Annotated in this window: 13 protein-coding genes and 1 rRNA gene; 2 read left to right on the forward strand and 12 right to left on the reverse strand. The window is 62.5% G+C overall.

Features of this window, described 5'->3' with window-relative positions; genetic code table 11:
* The 12 genes from F599_RS0107615 to serS all read right to left on the reverse strand — a co-directional run.
* Positions 1 to 277: ribosomal RNA gene (locus F599_RS0107615) — 16S ribosomal RNA — on the reverse strand; the annotation flags it as partial.
* A gap of 473 nt (positions 278 to 750) precedes the next feature.
* Positions 751 to 2,109 (reverse strand): hypothetical protein, encoded by a 1,359-nt coding sequence (locus F599_RS13925; RefSeq protein ID WP_019542934.1) that lies wholly within the window; start codon positions 2,107 to 2,109, stop codon positions 751 to 753.
* Between the two features lie 99 nt (positions 2,110 to 2,208).
* Positions 2,209 to 3,039, reverse strand: coding sequence for a polysaccharide deacetylase family protein (locus F599_RS0107625; protein ID WP_019542935.1), 831 nt, complete (start codon positions 3,037 to 3,039; stop codon positions 2,209 to 2,211).
* Between the two features lie 138 nt (positions 3,040 to 3,177).
* Positions 3,178 to 4,122 carry a DNA-binding protein WhiA gene (gene whiA / locus F599_RS0107630; protein WP_019542936.1) on the reverse strand — a complete coding sequence of 315 codons (945 nt, stop codon included), beginning with the start codon at positions 4,120 to 4,122 and terminating at the stop codon, positions 3,178 to 3,180.
* Between the two features lie 20 nt (positions 4,123 to 4,142).
* Complete coding sequence (locus tag F599_RS0107635; protein WP_019542937.1) at positions 4,143 to 5,456, reverse strand: gluconeogenesis factor YvcK family protein; 1,314 nt, start codon at positions 5,454 to 5,456, stop codon at positions 4,143 to 4,145.
* A gap of 3 nt (positions 5,457 to 5,459) precedes the next feature.
* Positions 5,460 to 6,434, reverse strand: coding sequence for an RNase adapter RapZ (rapZ, locus tag F599_RS0107640; RefSeq protein ID WP_019542938.1), 975 nt, complete (start codon positions 6,432 to 6,434; stop codon positions 5,460 to 5,462).
* A 124-nt stretch (positions 6,435 to 6,558) separates the two neighbouring features.
* The gene (locus tag F599_RS0107645) at positions 6,559 to 7,356 is read right to left on the reverse strand and encodes a Cof-type HAD-IIB family hydrolase (RefSeq protein ID WP_019542939.1); all 798 of its coding nucleotides are present in this window, start codon (positions 7,354 to 7,356) and stop codon (positions 6,559 to 6,561) included.
* Positions 7,353 to 8,150, reverse strand: coding sequence for a Cof-type HAD-IIB family hydrolase (locus tag F599_RS13930; RefSeq protein WP_019542940.1), 798 nt, complete (start codon positions 8,148 to 8,150; stop codon positions 7,353 to 7,355). The genes F599_RS0107645 and F599_RS13930 overlap by 4 nt, the downstream gene beginning before the upstream one ends.
* 163 nt (positions 8,151 to 8,313) lie before the next feature.
* The gene (locus F599_RS0107655; RefSeq protein WP_169337819.1) at positions 8,314 to 8,829 is read right to left on the reverse strand and encodes a DUF805 domain-containing protein; all 516 of its coding nucleotides are present in this window, start codon (positions 8,827 to 8,829) and stop codon (positions 8,314 to 8,316) included.
* Positions 8,830 to 8,952: 123 nt separating this feature from the next.
* Positions 8,953 to 9,486 carry a rubrerythrin gene (rbr, locus tag F599_RS0107660; RefSeq protein ID WP_019542942.1) on the reverse strand — a complete coding sequence of 178 codons (534 nt, stop codon included), beginning with the start codon at positions 9,484 to 9,486 and terminating at the stop codon, positions 8,953 to 8,955.
* Positions 9,487 to 9,728: 242 nt separating this feature from the next.
* Positions 9,729 to 11,156 (reverse strand): sensor domain-containing diguanylate cyclase, encoded by a 1,428-nt coding sequence (locus tag F599_RS0107665; protein WP_019542943.1) that lies wholly within the window; start codon positions 11,154 to 11,156, stop codon positions 9,729 to 9,731.
* A gap of 343 nt (positions 11,157 to 11,499) precedes the next feature.
* Complete coding sequence (gene serS, locus F599_RS0107670; RefSeq protein ID WP_019542944.1) at positions 11,500 to 12,777, reverse strand: serine--tRNA ligase; 1,278 nt, start codon at positions 12,775 to 12,777, stop codon at positions 11,500 to 11,502.
* 297 nt (positions 12,778 to 13,074) lie between these two features.
* On the opposite strand from serS, the gene hsdR reads away from it, so the two are divergent.
* Both hsdR and F599_RS0107680 read left to right on the forward strand, forming a co-directional pair.
* Positions 13,075 to 16,683, forward strand: coding sequence for a type I restriction-modification system endonuclease (hsdR, locus tag F599_RS13935; protein WP_019542945.1), 3,609 nt, complete (start codon positions 13,075 to 13,077; stop codon positions 16,681 to 16,683).
* Entirely contained in the window at positions 16,680 to 18,095 is a 1,416-nt protein-coding gene (locus tag F599_RS0107680) for a class I SAM-dependent DNA methyltransferase (RefSeq protein ID WP_019542946.1), read from the forward strand. Before hsdR ends, F599_RS0107680 begins: the two co-directional genes overlap by 4 nt.
* Position 18,096 lies beyond the last annotated feature (1 nt).

Consider the following 18,096-nt stretch of genomic DNA (forward strand, 5'->3'; position numbering starts at 1 on the left):
CCACCAACTAGCTAATCAGACGCAGACCCATCGCAAAGCGATAGCTTACAAGTAGAGGCCATCTTTAATATCTCTTCCATGCGGAGGAGATACAACATTCGGTATTAGCAGTCCTTTCGGACTGTTGTCCCCATCTTTGCGGCAGGTTGTCTACGCGTTACTCACCCGTTTGCCACTCGACTCAATAAAAGCAAGCTTCTAAATCGTCTCGTTCGACTTGCATGTGTTAAGCACGCCGCCAGCGTTCGTCCTGAGCCAGGATCAAACTCTCCATGAAAGATTAGCTCTTAGCGCTTCAGCGCTTAGAGATATCTTTGCCGGTTTTCGTTAGAAAACCAGCTTCCTTTTTGAGTTGATTGGCTCTCTTATCTTTTTGGATCTTGATTTGTGCGAAGCACAAATCAAGTAAAGAAATTGCCGATTGCTATATGTTCATAGTAATCGATGTTAGATGCTTTCGCATCCAGACATCTGGCTTTACATCATGGTTGCATGATGTTCTGCATTGTTTAGTTTTCAAAGAACACCCGCGATTCCCTCCGGCGCGATGCGCCTTTCGTGAATCAGCTTCTATATATTACCTCATCCGTTTCGGCTTGTCAAGAACTTTTTGAATTTATTTTCGCAAGGCTCTCAAGGCCGTCTGGGATTCGGCTGCCGGCGGCTTTTACGCTCGTGGCTGTCTGCCGCCGACTTGTAATATATTACACGGTTCGATGCTCTCTGTCAAGGAGTTTTTTCAAAAACAGTTCAAAAATCCGAATTATTTTTGTCCACCGGCATCATGATCAGCGCCGCGGGCAGATTGGAGGCCCCCGGCGGAGAAAAGAGGAACGATGGCGTACTGTTCGCGTTGTAGCTGCCGATATCCGCAAGCTCCATGCAATCCATGAGGATGCCGAGGCCTGAGGAACGTGCTCGCTCGATGCCGGATGCCTCCGTCATTTCGTCCGAGCCTTCCCCGAAATATGTCCGGTCCGGCGGCGTGAGCAGGAGCTGCTGCTGACCGCTGCGCACCTGCACGCGCATGGCACCCGCGTACGTGCCGCCGAAGGGGCTCAGATAGAACTGCGTGCGGCTGCGCCCCTGGACAGGGAGCTCCAGATGGTAGAGGATGCCATAATTGCCGTAATTGAGGACCCGGCTGCCGTCCGTCGCATCGATGCCCGTGCGATAGCGGTCGCTCTCGTTGTCCGCGAGCAAGACATAGACGATGCCGTCGGCAGCCGGATCATAGGCGCGCTGCGCGCGCAGCGTGCGGTCTGCCTTGGCGAAGGTCCCGCGCAGATGCAGCTCATCTGCAGGCAGGACGGACGCGTGCTTGAGAAAAACCGGTGCCGTCATGGTCGCCGGGTAGATGACGACCGAGACACGCATCTTCTGTGTGGTAGTGAAATCATAGGTGCCGTAGACGAGATCTCCGGGAGCGAGTACCGTCTGCTCCATAGCATCGTCAAGCACTCGCACCTCGCCTTTATCCATGTAAAAGCGGCGGCTTTTCTGCGTATCGAAATAAAGCGCTTGCGTTTCCTTGCCAACATCGAGATAGTGCGGACTCGGACGACCAGCACCGCTGCGCGAGATCGTGACCATCGAAGTGCCTGCGCCGACGTTCTCGAGCACGACGGCCACCTTTTTCGGCGCGTCCATCTGGTTTACATGGTAGTAGAGCACACGCGCCGCTCCCTGCACGACATCGCGGTAGAGAACGCCGTCCTGCGTCGCGTATTCCGGGCTGTCGGAGAAGAGCAGCGTCGCACCGCCGTCCTCCTGCGCGACGGGCCAGGCATGCATGACACGGGAGAGGCTATGCCCGGCAGGCACGGCTTTTCCTTGCGCCGCGCTGCTTTCGCCGCGTGTGACGAGGCGCGAGTAGCCTGTCGTCGTCTCCGCCTGCGTCACACAGCGCGTGTTGTCCTGGTGCGCGCGCAGATCTGTGCGCTCCGCGCCCGTTTCCGGCGCAAGATTTGCTCGCACGTCATCCTGCGGCAGATTTGCCCCCGCTGCCGCCCCGGACGTCGGCGCAAAGAGCAGGGCAAAGGCCGCTGTCGCGGAGAGCAATGCCGTTCGGCAGAGAATGCGAGGATGGTTTTTATTAGCAAACTTCATGTCTTACGATCTTCCTTTTATCTGAAAAATTGGTGCGACAAATGGCGATACGAACGTAAAGGAACTACGGCCTGCGTATGAGGGAGAAGGCGGCCGCGCCTATTCTCCCGCGCCCTCAATATGCTGCCGCCAGCCGAGCCGCGCGAAGAGCTTCGCCTTGAAGAGGCGCAGCCGGAACTCGAGCAGTCCGAGCCGCGGGTGCGGGATATTGACGCGCTGCAGCAGATAGGGATTGGTCGCAAAGGTATTGAGCCCCGCGTCGCCTGTCACCGCCGCGAGGTATTCATTCTCCTGCAGGAGCGCCGGCAGCGCTGCGTCGTAGGCGCCATTGGGATAGGAGAAGCTGAATACGGTCGGCAGGCCGTTCCACTCGAGCAGGAGCTTTGAGAGGTGTATCTCGTCCGCGCGCTCCTGCGCCGTCATGCTCGTGAGCGGCTGATGGTTCGCCGTATGGCTGCCGATCTCGATGCCGCGGCGGCTCATATCGCGCAGCTCGTCCCAAGTGAGGTAGTCCGGCTGACCGATGTCGTTCGTCACAACGAACACGACGGCGCGCATGCCGCGCGCCTCGAGGAGCGGCAGCATCTGCGTGTAGTTGTCCTCATAGCCGTCGTCAAACGTGAGGATGATGGGCTTTGCCGGAAGCTGCTGCTTGCCTTTTTTCGCGCGCAGGTAGTCGAGCAGCGTGATGGTCGTATATCCCTCGCGCTGCAGATAGTCGAGCTGCGCGGCGAACGCCTCCGGCGGCACATTGTAGGGATGACTGTCCTCATCCTCCTGCGTATCGACCATGTGATATTCAAGGATCGGCACGCCAGCGGGCGGGCGCAGCGCGACGAAGGCGCAAAAAACCGCCGCAACCGCGAGCAAGACAGCTGCCGCGAAGAGAATTCGCCGACCGCGCCTATGATTTCTTTTTTCAAAATACATCTGCAAGGATACACCACCTGTGATTTCATTCGCGCATGCGGCAGGGCGTACGCCGTCCTGTCGCTGCTTTGCCTTTGCCCCATGCTGTGGGTCCTGATACGGGCGCTGAGAAGCTCCCCCCGCGGGCATGCCGCCTCTTCAGTCTGTCACCAGTTCCTCTGCCATGGCATGGAGCTTGCGCAGGCGGTGGTTGACCCCAGGCTTGCTCACGCAAAGCAGCGCAGCGAGCTCCGCCAGCGAGGCATCGGGGTGCGCGAGGCGCGCCTCTGCCGTCTCGCGCAGGATGTCCGGCAGCCCCTCAAGCCCCGCCGCCCGCTCGATGCGCCGGATGTCCGCGAGCTGCCGTCCGGCGGCATCGACAGCCTTCTGCAGGTTCGCCGTCTCGCAGTTGACGAGGCGGTTGACCTGGCCGCGCACCTCCTTGAGGTTGCGCGCGACCTCGAATCTCTCGACGGATTTCTCCGCCTGCATCATGCCGAGGAAATCAGCAACGGCATCGCCCTCCTTGAGGTAGACGACATAAACATCCCGGCGGTCCGTGATGCCCGCGGGGAAATCGAGCCGCACCATGAGTGCGTGCAGGAGATCGGCAAAGGCGTAGCTCGGCGTGACGAGCTCGAGATGGTAGCTCGCCTCGGGACGGTTCACACTGCCGCCGCCGAGGAACGCGCCGCGCAGATAGGCCGCGCGGCAGCAAGACTTCCTAAGGATCGCGAGCCCCTTGCGCTCCTGCCCGAGGTTCAGACTGCCCTCTTGCATGAGGCCGAGATGCTCGAGGAGCTCCGCGACGCCCGGCTGCGGCGCGATGCGCACGAGGTAGTTGTTGTTCTTCTTGAGGCGGCGCGCGCGCCGCGCCGCGATCTCCGTATGGACACCCGCGCCCTCCTGCCGCAGGAGGCCGATCATCTTGCGGGCGACGGCCGCGTTCTCCGTCGTGAAATTAACGCCAAGCATGTGTGAGGGGCCGAAAGTGATCGTGCCGCCCATGCGCAGGAGCGCCGCCATCTCCGCCGTGCGGTCGCAGCCGCTGTCATACATGAGGCGCGCGATCTCGTTCTTTACCTCCGCTGCAAAGGATGCCATGTATCTCTCCTAGTATTCTCCTAGATTTCTCCCATGCCCTCGCTGCCCGGCCGCAGACGATAAACCATCTGCATGACCGCGCGGCAGAGCTTGTCCGGATCGTGACGGATGACATCCGTCTCGTTGATGATGTCCGCCTTGACGAGCCCGATGCCGAGCGCGTTGACGGCCTCCTCGTCGATCTTGACCGGATAAGCGCCGCGCGCCGCGTAGTATTCCTTCATCTCATCGGAGATGGGGCGCGCGTTCACGAGCATGAAGTCGATCGCGCCCTTGCCCGCGTGGTCGATGATGGCCTTCGCGTGCATAGACGCCGTATAGCCGTCCGTCTCACCGGGCTGCGTCATGACGTTGCAGATATAGATCTTGAGCGCGTGGCTCTTCCGCACCGTCTCCGCGACGCCGTCGACGAGCAGGTTCGGCATGATGCTCGTGTAGAGAGAGCCCGGCCCGAGGATGATGGCATCGGCGGAGGAAAGCGCCTCGAGCGCCGCGCCCACAGGCTGCGCATGCTCAGGGAACAGGCGCACGCGGCGGATATGCTTGTGCGCCTCCGGAATCTGCGACTCGCCCTCGACGACGGTGCCATCCTCCATGATGGCGTCGAGACGCACATGTTCCGTCGATGCCGGCAGCACGCGTCCCTTGACGGCGAGGACCTTCGAGGACTCCTTGAGTGCCGTCTCCACATCGCCCGTCACCTCCGTCATCGCCGCGATGAAGAGATTGCCGAAGCTGTGCCCCGCAAGCTCGCTCTCACCGCGGAAACGATACTGGAAGAGCTTCTCCATCAGCGGCTCCGTGTCGGCCAGCGCGACGAGGCAGTTCCTGAGATCCCCCGGCGGAATGATGCCGAGCTCCTCGCGCAGGCGTCCCGAACTGCCGCCGTCATCCGCGACCGTCACGACAGCCGTAACATTCGAGGTCGCCGCCTTGATGCCCCGCAACAGCACAGAGAGCCCGTGCCCGCCGCCGATGACGGCGACGCTCGGCCCCTTGCCGAGTTTCCTTTTCTCATAGATGATATCGACGAGCCGCTCAGAGTTGTCCGGCAGGAGCACCGTGATGACCGAGCGAATGACATAGCGCGTCGCGAGAAGCATCATCGCGATGCCCAGCGCCACGACGACGATGCCCGCGAGCGTCGTCGCCGTGTAGTCGTAACTGCCCCGCCAGAGATAGACCGCCCGGAAGATTGCCTCCTCGACCGCGTCGAGATATTTGTAGTTGAAAACAAGCGCAAGTCCCAGGCTCACGAGCATGACGCCGACGGCGAAAAGAAACAGCCACCGCTTGAAGCGCATGCCCGGATAGAGCCATTTCAAAAGGTGCATGACTCAGCATTCCTCCCGTACATGTTCCCAGACATCGTTCTTCATGAGATCCCTGTGCTCGAGCTTCACCGGATAGCCGCGGCTCCCGAGGCGGTCAAAAATATGCTTCGCGACGAAGACGCTGCGGTGCATGCCGCCCGTGCAGCCCACGGCAATCACGAACTGGCTCTTGCCCTCCTTGACATACTGCGGCACGAGGAAATCGAGCAGATCGTCGAGCTTTTTCAGGAACTCCTGCGTGACGGAGAACTTCGCGATATAGTCCGCGACCTCCGGCACAGCGCCGCTCTTGTGGCGCATCGACTCGATGTAGAACGGGTTCGGCAGGAACCGCACATCGAGCACCATATCCGCGTCGAGCGGCATGCCGAACTTGAAGCCGAACGAGAGGATGTTGATGTTCATCTGCTCGCCCTCGCTCGTGCCGAACAGCCGGTGGATCTTGTCGCGCAGCTGCACCTTCTTGAGCTCGGAAGTATCGATGATATACGTCGCTTTCGCACGCACGGGCGCGAGGCGCTCGCGTTCCTTCGCGATGCCCTCCGTGATGCGCGAGGCCGGCGCCATCGGATGGCGGCGGCGCGTCTCCTTGTAGCGGCGGATGATGGCCGCGTCGGACGCGTCCATGAAGAGCATCTCGTAGTTCGTGTTGCTCCGATCCATATCCTCGAGCACCTGCACGAACGTATCGAAGAACTCACGGCTCCGCGTATCGACACCGAGCACGACCTTGCTCACATGTCCGCCCGCATGGGCGCAGAGCTCCACGAACTTCGGAATGAAGACCGGCGGCAGATTGTCCACGCAGAAATACCCGAGATCCTCGAGATAGCGGCTCGCCTGCGTCTTGCCGCCGCCCGACATCCCCGTGACGATGACGAGCCGAGGTGCGGCCTTCTCCTCTTTCGCCTGGCGCTCTCCCGTTTCCTGCGGGCTGCTTCCCGCCACCGCCTGCGGCAGTTTCTCCTTCTCGTCCATAGTCGGCACCTCCTTGCTCGATTCCAACAACTTCCTTTTCATTTTTCATTATACCACATCGGGAAAATCCCTGACGAGCCCGGCGTCCCGGCAAAGCACGCGTGCCTCGCCGGCTGCTGTGCATTCAGGCGAGCACGAGCTGCTCGATGGCCTTCGCGATGCCGTCCTCATCGTTCGACGCCGCGTGATACGTCGCGAGCGCCTTCGCCTCGGGCAGGCCGTTTTCCGGCACGACGGCCGTGCCCGCGAAACGCAGCATCGGCAGGTCGTTGTCCGCGTCGCCGCATGCCATGACCTCCGCGGGCGTGAGCCCGTACTGCTCCATGAGGAACGAGAGCCCGAGCGCCTTCGTCACGCCCGGCGGCGTGAGGTCGGCACTCGTCCCCGTATTCTGCTGCGCGGCGATCTCGCCCGGCAGTTCCCGCTCGACGACGGCCACCTTTGGCTCGACCGCGCCTGTGAGATCGCGGATCACGCACTGGATGACGTTCTCCGTATAGGAGAGGAAATCGTCGCCGACCTCCCGCACCTTGAAATCCTCGACCGTGCGGTACGCATGGAAATACGCCGCATCGAAATGCTCGACGAAGATCTCGCGTCCGATGTACCAGTTCGCGTACCAGCCGCGCGCGTGGCAGAGCGTGAGCAGACGGCGCACCGTCTCCTGCGGCAGACAGCGCATGAAAAGCGGCTCCGGCGCGTCCATCCCCTGCACGACGCCGCCGTTGCAGCAGATGAGCGGCGCGTTCACGCCGACCTGCCGGCCGAAATAGGCCGCGCCGCCGATCATGCGCCCCGTCGCGAGCGTCACATGCACGCCGCGCGCCATCGCGCGCCGGAGCACATCGCGCGTGTACGGCGTAACGCGCTTCTCCGAGTTCAGCAACGTCCCATCGAGATCGAGCGCAATGAGTTTGATCATAATACATACCTCTCAACGGCCTCAGCAAAGCCGCCCGCCTCACAGTCGCCGACCAAAAGCTCGCAGACCGCCTTGACCGCGGGCTGCGCGTTGCCCATCGCGACGCTGTGTCCCGCCGCCTGGAGCATCGGCAGATCATTGTCGGAATCACCGATGGCCATAACCGCGTCGAGCGGCACGGCGAGCATTGCCGCGAGTTTCCTGAGTGCCGACGCCTTCGTCACGCCCGGCACGGCGATCTCCGTATACTCCGGATTGGAGCGCATCACCTGAGCTCGCTCGCCGAGTGCTGCGCGAAGCGCCGCGACGCGCTCCGCTGTCTGCGCCGCATCATCAGAGATCACGAGGAGCTTCGCCACATGCTCCGCACGCGCGGCGAGCCCGTCCCAGCCGACCGCCTCTCCGCGCAGCGCCTGATCCGCCTCATACGCCGCGGCATACGCGTTGCGCTCCGCGAAATAGAGCACATCGTCCGCATAGAGCTGCACATGCCAGCCGCGTGCGCGGCAGAACGCGAGCGCCTCACGCACGACCGCCGGCGACAGGAAATTCTCATCATAGACCTTCCCCGACACCGACTTGATGACAGCGCCGTTATATGTGATGATGGGCACATCGACGCCGAGCGCACGCGCCACAGGCAGTGCCGCGCGGTACATGCGCCCCGTCGCGACCGTCACCGTCACGCCCGCGCGCGCGGCGCGCTGCACCGCCTCGACGTTGCGCCGCGGGACCTCCATACCGGCGGGCAGCAATGTGCCATCGATGTCAGTCACCAACATCTTGATGTTCATTCCCCTCACTCCTTCTGCAAGTGTCTGCCCCTATTGTCTCATATCCTGGAAAGAATGCAAGGGAGAATTTACCGGAGAAAGAACACCTCCACACAGAAAGAAGCCGGCTATTCCCCAAGGAACAGCCAGCTTCTTTCGGACATGAAAAAAAGAAACTATCTCCTCACACCGTTCCCGCCTTTTTCAGGCGGCGTCCCTTTTTCCGTCCCGTCTGCTGCGCTGCCGCCGCCCGTCCCGGCACTGCGCCGTAGACGTTCCGCCGCGGCTCTCCCGCATGGAAGATCAGCACGATGAAGAGCAGCGTGACAGCCGCGAGCGCCGCCTCGAACGCGTAGAGGCCGAGGCTCCCCGGCGGCAGCGCCGCGACCTTGCCGAGCAGGAATCCCTGCGGGATGCCGAAGCAGAGATACGCCTGCGCCAGACGCGCGTCCCGACCGATATCATGCAGGCGCCGCACCATCGGTGAGTAGAGGAACACCGCCGCAAGCGCCGCGAGCACGCCGCTCACGAGATTCGACGCGAACACGCTGCCCGTCTCCTCGATGACGCGCGAGCCGATCACGAGCACCGCCGCCATGCAGACGAGATTCACACCGAAAAACCGCTTGACAAACGCCGCGCGGTTCATGCGACCTGAGGTAGCAAACCAAGACACAAATTTCTCTTTCCATGCTTCCATAGAGATTTTCCTCCCGATGTCGATGATTCCGTATTTTTCTTCTCTATTATAACAAAAAAAATGCGCTGCAACGCAAATGCAGCGCATTCTGTCATATCATCCGATCATCGGAACACATCCGACTCAGTAGTTCTTCGCTACCTGCTGGAAATAGCTCTGCGGATGCGCGCAGACCGGGCAGACCTCCGGGGCCTTGTCCGCCTCGCAGACATAGCCGCAGTTGAGGCACTGCCAGATGATCTTCTCGCTCTTCTTGAACACTTTGTCTTCCTCGATGTTCTTGAGCAGGAGCTGATAGCGCTCCTCATGCTCCTTCTCGATCTTCGCGACGCCCTCGAAGAGCTTCGCGATCTTCTCGAAGCCTTCCTCGTGCGCCGTCTTCGCGAAGCCAGGATACATGCTCGTCCACTCGTCATGCTCGCCGGCTGCCGCGTCCTTCAGATTGTCCTTCGTGTCGCCGATACCCGCGACGAGCTTGAACCAGATCTTCGCATGCTCCTTCTCATTGTCCGCCGTCTCCGTGAAGATGCGGGAAATCTGCTCGAAGCCGTCCTTCTTCGCCTTCGACGCGTAATAGGTATACTTGTTCCGTGCCTGAGACTCGCCAGCGAAAGCCGCCCACAGATTTTTCTCCGTCTGAGATCCCTTGAGTTCCATGAAAATCTCTCCTTCTACATAACAAACTCAACGCACAAACGTCCACTTCGTGGACATTGTGCGCCCATCCTTGCAGCAAATCCAGCCAATCGCGTTGTGCCTGCGGCTTGCGTTCTTGGGGATTTACATAGCAACACAATAACCTATCGAACTGTCCCCATTATATCATTTTCGGAAAAGTCCTACAAGGAACTCAGGCGTAAAAAGGCAAAAAACATAAGAATCAACCAGAGCTGCCACCCTCAGCGCATATCGTGCATCTCCTTCTTGAACTTCTGCTTGCAGAGATACATCGCCTGATCCGCCTCGCGCACGAGGGCCTCGAGGCTTTTCTCCTCCCCTGCCGCGCGCGTCGCCACGCCGTGGGAGGACGTGATCCAGTAGCAGTACGGGAGCCGCCGGCTCTCCTCGATGAGCTCGAGCTCGACCTGCTGCCACGCCTCGAGCACGACCGCCTCCGACACCTCCGTCATGATGACGACGAACTCATCGCCGCCCGCGCGCGCCGTGAAACCAAGCGTGCCGTCGAACACGCGGCTCAGCACGCGCGCGAACGTGATGAGCAAAAGATCGCCCTGCTCATGTCCGAACGTATCATTGACATACTTGAAGCGGTTGAGATCGGCGTAGAGCACCGTGACGGAGATATCGCGCCGCGGCTCGAGCCTCTCCAGCAGCTGCTGCATCGCCGTGCGGCTGCCGCAGGGGCAGAGCGGGTCCGTGTAGAGGATCTCATCGCTGTGCTGCCAGCTCCTGAGGATATGCGCGAGCGCGAACAGCATGAGCAGCGCGAGCACGGCAATGACGAAGAGCGCCCGCTCCATCCAGACCGTACTGCGCGTCACCTCCGCTGCCGGCACGCAGACCATGACGACCCAGGGCGCCTTGCTGAGCACCGCGATGCTCGCGTATTGGTCTGCGCCATCGATTTTCACCTCGCCGTCGAGATCGTCGCCTGACTCGTAGACCTGCTCGAGGAGCGCCACCTCCGCATCCGAGCTGCCCGTCAGCGAGTCGTAACTCCAGCTGTTGTCCCCATCGAGAGAGATATGGCGCCCCTCCTTGTCGAGGACATAGCACTTGCCGCCGTAGATGACCTGGTTGTCATCGATGGCGTTCTGCACATTGCTCAGGTAGAACGCGCCGCAGAGCGTGCCGACGCGCGTGCCGTCCGGCCTGCGGATGGCGACGCATACCGTCGTGATCGGTCCGTCATCCTTGAGGAAAGGATCCGTCACGAAGTCATCGTGCGTCGAGATATCTTGGAAGAACTGCTCCCCTGCCTGGTTCCTGTACGTGCCGCCGTTCTCGAGCGGATACCAGCCCTGCCCGTTGTTATCGACAAAGAAAAGATGCGAAAACCCGGAGGATGCCGTCCAGCGCGCGGCAAAGGCGCGCTGCCGCTCGAGGTTCATGCTGTAGACATCCGGCTGCTGCGCGAGCAGCTTGAGCATCTCGATGCGCCCGACGAGATAGACATCGAGCTGGTTGCGCTGGTTCGCAGCGAGCGTATGAGAGACACGCACCGTCGAGACGACCGCCTCCCTCTGGTAGGCAGAAAGCATCGCGAGCAATGCGAAGAACACGAGGATCATCGTGACGGGAACTGCGACGAGCAGGCTGCGGTCCATGCGGCTCAGCCTTAATTTCAGCTTGATATCCTTCTCCATCCTCGCGCCCTCCTTTCCTAATTTATCAGTTTTTCGTCCTATTCGCCATCATTATAGCGCGAAATACCCATGGCGCAAAGTACAGATAACGGAACACAATACGAGAAAACACGCTAATCGCGCTGCGCCTGCGGCTTGCGCTCTTGGGGATTTACATAGCAAACTCAACGCACAAACGTCCACTTCGTGGACATTGTGCGCCCGCCCTTGCAGTAAATCCAGCCAATCGCGCTGCGCCTGCGGCTTGCGCTCTTGGGGATTTACATAGCAAAAAGCCGCCGACCGCCTGAGACAACATCTCAGGCGGTCGGCGGCTTTCGTGGGCGCCAGGAACGCGGCAATCTTACTTTTTCTCGATGACCTCGACGCCGCCCATGTACGGAACGAGCGCCTTCGGGATGCGGACGGAGCCGTCCTCCTGCTGATAGTTCTCGAGGATGGCGGCCACCGTGCGGCCGACCGCGAGGCCGGAGCCGTTGAGCGTATGCACGAACTCCGGCTTGCTCTTCGTATCGCGGCGGAACTTGATATTCGCGCGGCGCGCCTGATAGTCGAGGCAGTTCGAGCACGAGGAGATCTCGCGGTACTTGTTCTGCGCCGGGAACCATACCTCGATGTCGTACGTCTTCGCCGAGGTAAAGCTCATATCGCCCGTGCAGAGCTGCACGACATGATACGGCAACTCGAGGATGCGCAGCACATCCTCCGCCGCGTCGACCATGCTCTCGAGCTCGTCCCAGCTCGTCTCCGGCTTGACGAATTTGATGAGCTCGACCTTGTTGAACTGATGCTGGCGGATGAGCCCGCGCGTATCGCGGCCTGCGCTGCCCGCCTCGGCGCGGAAGCACGCCGTATAACAGCTGTAATACTCCGGCAGCTTGCTGCCGTCGAGGATCTCGTCGCGGTGATAGTTCGTCGTCGGCACCTCCGCCGTCGGCACGAGATAGTAGTCGAGCCCCTCGAGCTTGAACATATCCTCGGCGAACTTCGGCAGCTGGCCCGTGCCGATCATGCTGTCCTTGTTCGCGATATAGGGCGCGAGCATCTCCGTATAGCCGTGCTTGTTCGCGTGGAGATCCATCATGAAATTGATGCACGCGCGCTCGAGCCGCGCGCCGAGCCCCTTGTAGAACGTGAAGCGCGCGCCCGTGACCTTCGCCGCGCGATCCGCGTCGAGGATATCGAGATCGCTGCCGATATCCCAATGCGCCTTCGGCGCAAACGAGAACTTCGTCGGCTCGCCCCACTTGCGCACCTCGGGATTCTCCGTATCGTCCTTGCCGATGGGCACATCCGCCTTCGGCATGTTCGGGATGTGCAGCATGATGTCGCGCAGGCGCGCCTCGACGTCCTTGAGCTCGGCGTCGAGCGCCGAGATCTTCTGCCCGACCTCGCGCATCTCCGCGATGCGCGCCGTCGCGTCCTCCTTGTTCTTCTTCATCACGCTGATCTCCTTCGAGACAGCGTTGCGCTCGCTCTTGAGCGTCTCCGTCTGGTTCAGCAGCTCCCGGCGCTTCTTGTCGAGCGTCTCGAAATCATCGAGATTCAGCGGATTGCAGCGATTCTTCAGCATCTGGCGGACCTCGTCGAGATGCTCGCGGACGAACTTGATATCTAACATGACCTTCACTCTCCATAAAAGCGCCGCGAGGGGCGCTGATTTCCGGGCGCACGGCAGCCGCGGCCGCGCGCGTATACCAATAGACTCATTATAGTATAAGGATTGGAGCGTGTCAAAGGAAACGGCACGCGGCCCCGGCACAGCGCCGCAAGATCTCCCGCTGTCCCCCCGCCGGAAGGCGCGCAGCGCAGGACGCCTCGTTTCCAGGGACGTGAAAAAATGCTATAATATGACTGAAATATACCTGAGATTTTCCAAAACAATGCCACCATTCACGACTGCGGGGGAGAACGTATCATGGAGTCCAATTTTACATTCCTGCGCGAGCGCTTCCCGGTGCTCGCCCGCTTTGGCGAGCAGGCGGAGCGCTATTTTCGATCCGACGCCAACTCTTGCCTCATGAAGCTCGGCATGATCGGCGAGACCATCGTCCACCTCATCTACGACACCGACGGCATCGAGCTGCCCGTGCCGGACGACGCCGTGCACCGCATCCGCCGGCTCGCGCGCGAGGACTACATTCCGCGCGACATCGAAAGCATCCTCCACACCCTGCGCAAGAAACGCAACCTCGCCGTCCACGAGAGCTACGACTCCGTCGAGGATGCCCGCGTCCTGCTGCCGCTCGCCTACACGCTGACCGAGTGGTTCTACGAGACGTACGGCGACTACCGCTACGAGCACCGCGACTTCGTTCCGCCTGAAACCATCGAGGCGCGCCAGACCGAGGCCGAGCGCGCCGCCGAGGCGAAGCACGACGAGGAGATCGCCGCCCGCGCGAGCGCCTCCGCCCGCGCCGAGATCCTCTCGCGCACCGAGCGCCAGCAGCGCGCGAGCCTCGCCGCCCAGCACCGCCACAAGAGCGAGGCCGAGACGCGCCTGCTCATCGACGAGCAGCTCAGAAGCGTCGGCTGGGAGGCCGACACCCGGACGCTCCGCTACAGCTGCGGCACGCGCCCCGCCAAGGGGAGGAACCTCGCCATCGCCGAATGGCCGACCGCCACCGGCCCGGCGGACTACGCCCTCTTCTGCGGCCTGCGGCTCGTCGCCATCATCGAGGCCAAGGCGCGCCACCGCGACGTCGCGAGCGTCCTCGACGGCCAGGCGAAACGCTACGCCGCCGCGCCCCTTCCAGCGGACCTCGCCGCCGACGCGCAGACGCCCTACGGCGGCGAGGAGCCCGCCGCCTACCGCGTCCCTTTCATCTTCGCGACGAACGGCCGCCCCTACCTCGAGCAGTACAAGGAGAAATCCGGCATCTGGTTCCAGGACCTGCGCGACCCCATGAACATCCCGCACGCCCTGCGCGGCTGGATGTCCCCGGACGGCCTCAAAGACCTCCTGCGCGAGGACAAGAAAGCCGCCGCCAAAGCCCTCGCCGCCGAGCCCTACGACGAGCTGCGCGACAGCGCGGGCCTCGCCCTCAGAGACTACCAGATCCGCGCCATCGAAGCGGCGGAGCGCGCCATCGCGGGCGGCGCGCGCTCCGTCCTCCTCGCCCTCGCCACGGGCACAGGCAAGACACGCCTCACCCTCGCGATGATCTACCGCTTCCTCAAGACCGGCCGCTTCCGCCGCATCCTCTTCCTCGTCGACCGCAACGTCCTCGGCAGCCAGGCGGAGGACACCTTCCGCGAGGTCAAGCTCGCCGAACTCCAGACCCTCACGCAGATCTACAACATCCAGGGCATCGGCGACGACGCGCCGCTCGCGCGTGAGACGAGCCTCCAGATCGCGACCGTGCAGAGCCTCGTGCGCCGCATCCTCTACCGCGAGGAAGGCCCCGCCCCCGCCGTCAGCGACTTCGACCTCGTCATCATCGACGAAGCCCACCGCGGCTACATCCTCGACAAAGACATGACCGACGACGAGCTCCTCTACCGCGACCAGCGCGACTACCTCAGCAAATACAGGAGCGTCGTCGACTACTTCGACGCCGTGAAGATCGCCCTCACCGCCACCCCCGCGCTCCACACGACGCAGATCTTCGGCGCGCCCGTCTTCACCTACTCCTACCGCGAGGCCGTCGTCGACGGCTACCTCGTCGACCACAACGCCCCCATCCACATCGCGACCGAGCTCAGCGAAAACGGCATCCACTACGAAAAGGGCGACACCGCCATCCTGCTCGACCCCGAGACCGGCGAGATCGAGAACAGCGCCACCCTCGCCGACGAGCTGGACTTCGACCTCGGCGACTTCAACCGCACCATCATCACCGAGGGCTTCAACCGCGCCGTCCTCGGGGAAATCGCGAAAAACTTCGACCCGACCGAGCGCCAGCAGGGGAAAATGCTCATCTTCGCCGAAAACGACCAGCACGCCGACCTCATCGTCCGCCTGCTGCGCGAGACCTACGAGGGACAGGCCCCCGCCGCCGCCATCCGGAAAATCACCGGCACCATCGAGAACGGCAGCCAGAAGAAAATCCGCGAAGCCGTGCAGCACTTCAAGAACGAGCAATACCCGAGCATCGTCGTCACCGTCGACCTCCTCACGACCGGCGTCGACGTCCCCGAGATCACGACGCTCGTCTTCCTGCGCCGCGTGAAATCCCGCATCCTCTTTGAGCAGATGCTCGGCCGCGCCACGCGCCTCTGCCCCGCCATCAAAAAGGAAGCCTTCGACATCTACGACCCCATCGGCACCTACGCCGCCCTCGAGAAAGTCAGCAACATGAAGCCCGTCGCCGCGAGCCCCAAAGAGACCTTTAGAAGTCTCCTCGACGGCCTCGCAGACGAATCCCTCCGCGGCATGGAACATGACGCGGGCGAAAGCGACGGCGCACAAGGCGGCGAAAACGCCGCAGACACAGCCGGCAGCACGGCCACGAGCGGCGTCCCCGGCAGCCGCGGCGGCGCAGACGCGCCCGCCGGCACGCCTGGCGGCACGGACGAGCACGGCGACACGCAGAGCGCCGCAGGCCGCGCAGACGAGACCGACGCGCGGCAGAAACGCCTCACCGCCCGCCTCGGCATCCTCACAGGCCGCCTGCGCCGCAAGGCGAAACTCCTCACCCCCGCGCAATCGCAGGACGCCGCGGCCGCCCTGCGCCTGCCAAATCCCGACGGCGAGACACCCACGCCAGCGGCGAACGCGCGCGCCACGGCCGCACCGCCCCCGGGCGATACATCAGCCCCGGACGGCGCGCCGCGCCTCCCCGTCACCCCCGCCACCCTCGCGGACTTCATCGCCGCCGTACAGGCCCTCCCGCCGGAGCGCGCCCGCGCCGTCCTGCTCGCGAACCGCGCCGCCATCGAGGACCTCGACCGCATCCACCGCACGCGCAAAGGCGCCATCGTCATCGACCCGCGCGCCGACCGCGTCACCGCCGTCACGCGCGGCTACGGCGAGGGCGAGACGCGCCCCGAGGACTACCTCGAGGCCTTCACCCGCTGGATCCGCGAGAACCGCGACCAGGTCGAGGCCCTGCGCCTCGCCTGCACGAGCCCGCGCGACCTCACGCGGAGCGAGCTCAAAGCCCTGCGCAAGCAGCTCAGCCTCGCCCACTTCAGCGAGCGCCAGCTCACCGAAGCCTACACCGGCGGCACGAAAGGCGACCTCACCGCCGACATCATCAGCCTCATCCGCCGCGCGACCATCGGCGCCCCCCTCACGAGCCACGAGGAACGCATCCACCGCGCCATCGACCGCCTCATCACCGAGCTGCGCGCGGAGCCCGGCTTCACGAAGATGCAGGAAAACTTCCTGCGCAAAATCGAGAAATACTTCCTCGCTGATGAAAACTACGTCGTGAGCATGCAGATGTTCCACGACGACCCGCGCTTCACCCGCCAGGGCAACATCGCCCACTTCGACAAACTCTTCGGCGGCCGCCTCGCTGCGACCATCGACAAGCTCAGCACCTATCTCTATGACGACACCGATGGAGGAAAACTCGCATGACCAACCAAGAAATCGTAGCCAAGCTCTGGAACCTCTGCAACGTCCTCAGGGACGACGGCATCACCTACCACCAATACGTCACCGAGCTCACCTACATCCTCTTCCTCAAGATGGCGAAGGAAACCGACACCGAGGACGCCATCCCCGCCGCCTACCGCTGGGACGCCCTCAAAGACCGCAAAGGCCTCGACCTCAAGAACTACTACAAAGAACTCCTCGACCGCCTCGGCACCGAGACCACCGGCCGCGTGCGCGAAATCTACGCCGGCGCCGCGACCAACATCACCGAGCCGAAGAACCTCGAGAAAATCATCACGAGCATCGACGAACTCGACTGGTTCTCCGCCAAGGAAGAAGGTCTCGGCGGCCTCTACGAAGGACTCCTCGAGAAAAACGCCGGCGAAAAGAAATCCGGCGCGGGCCAATACTTCACCCCGCGCGTCCTCATCGACGTCATGACGCGCCTCATAAAGCCCCAGCCCGGCGAGCGCTGCAACGACCCCGCCTGCGGCACGTTCGGCTTCATGATCGCCGCCGCGCAGGCCGTGCGCGACGCCACCGACGACTACGACGACCTCACCGTCGACGAAGCGAACTTCGAGATCAAGGAGGCCTTCACCGGCTGCGAACTCGTCCACGACACCCACCGCCTCGCGCTCATGAACGCCATGCTCCACGGCATCGAGGGCGAGATCTACCTCGGCGACACCCTCTCGAACTTCGGCAAGCGGCTGAAGGACTACGACGTCGTCCTCACGAATCCCCCCTTCGGCACGAAAAAGGGCGGCGAGCGCGCCACGCGCGACGACTTCACCTACGCGACGAGCAACAAGCAGCTCAACTTCCTCCAGCACATCTACCGCAGCCTCAAGGCGGACGGCAAGGCGCGCGCCGCCGTCGTCCTGCCGGACAACGTCCTCTTCGCCGACGGCGACGGCCAGGCCATCCGCCGCGACCTCATGGAGAAATGCGACCTCCACACCATCCTGCGCCTGCCCACCGGCATCTTCTACGCGCAGGGCGTCAAGACGAACGTCCTCTTCTTCACACGCGGCGCGGGCGACCAGGGCAACACGCGCGAAGTCGCCTTCTACGACCTGCGCACGAACATGCCCTCCTTCGGCAAGACCCACCCGCTGAAAAAGGAATACTTCGCGGGCTTCATCGCCGCCTACGAGGCCGCCGACCGTCACGCCGTCCGCGACGAGCGCTGGCACATCTACACGCGCGAGGAGATCGCCGCGAAAGGCGACAGCCTCGACCTCGGCCTCATCAAGGACGATTCCATCATCGACTACGAAGACCTGCCCGACCCCGTCGAGAGCGCCGAGAGCGCCATCGCCAGCCTCCAAGAAGCCGCCAAGCTCCTGCAGGAAGTCGCCGACGAACTGCGCGCAGCAAAGGAGAAGTGAC

Source organism: Selenomonas bovis DSM 23594 (assembly GCF_000381005.1).
GTDB lineage: Bacteria > Bacillota > Negativicutes > Selenomonadales > Selenomonadaceae > Selenomonas_C > Selenomonas_C bovis.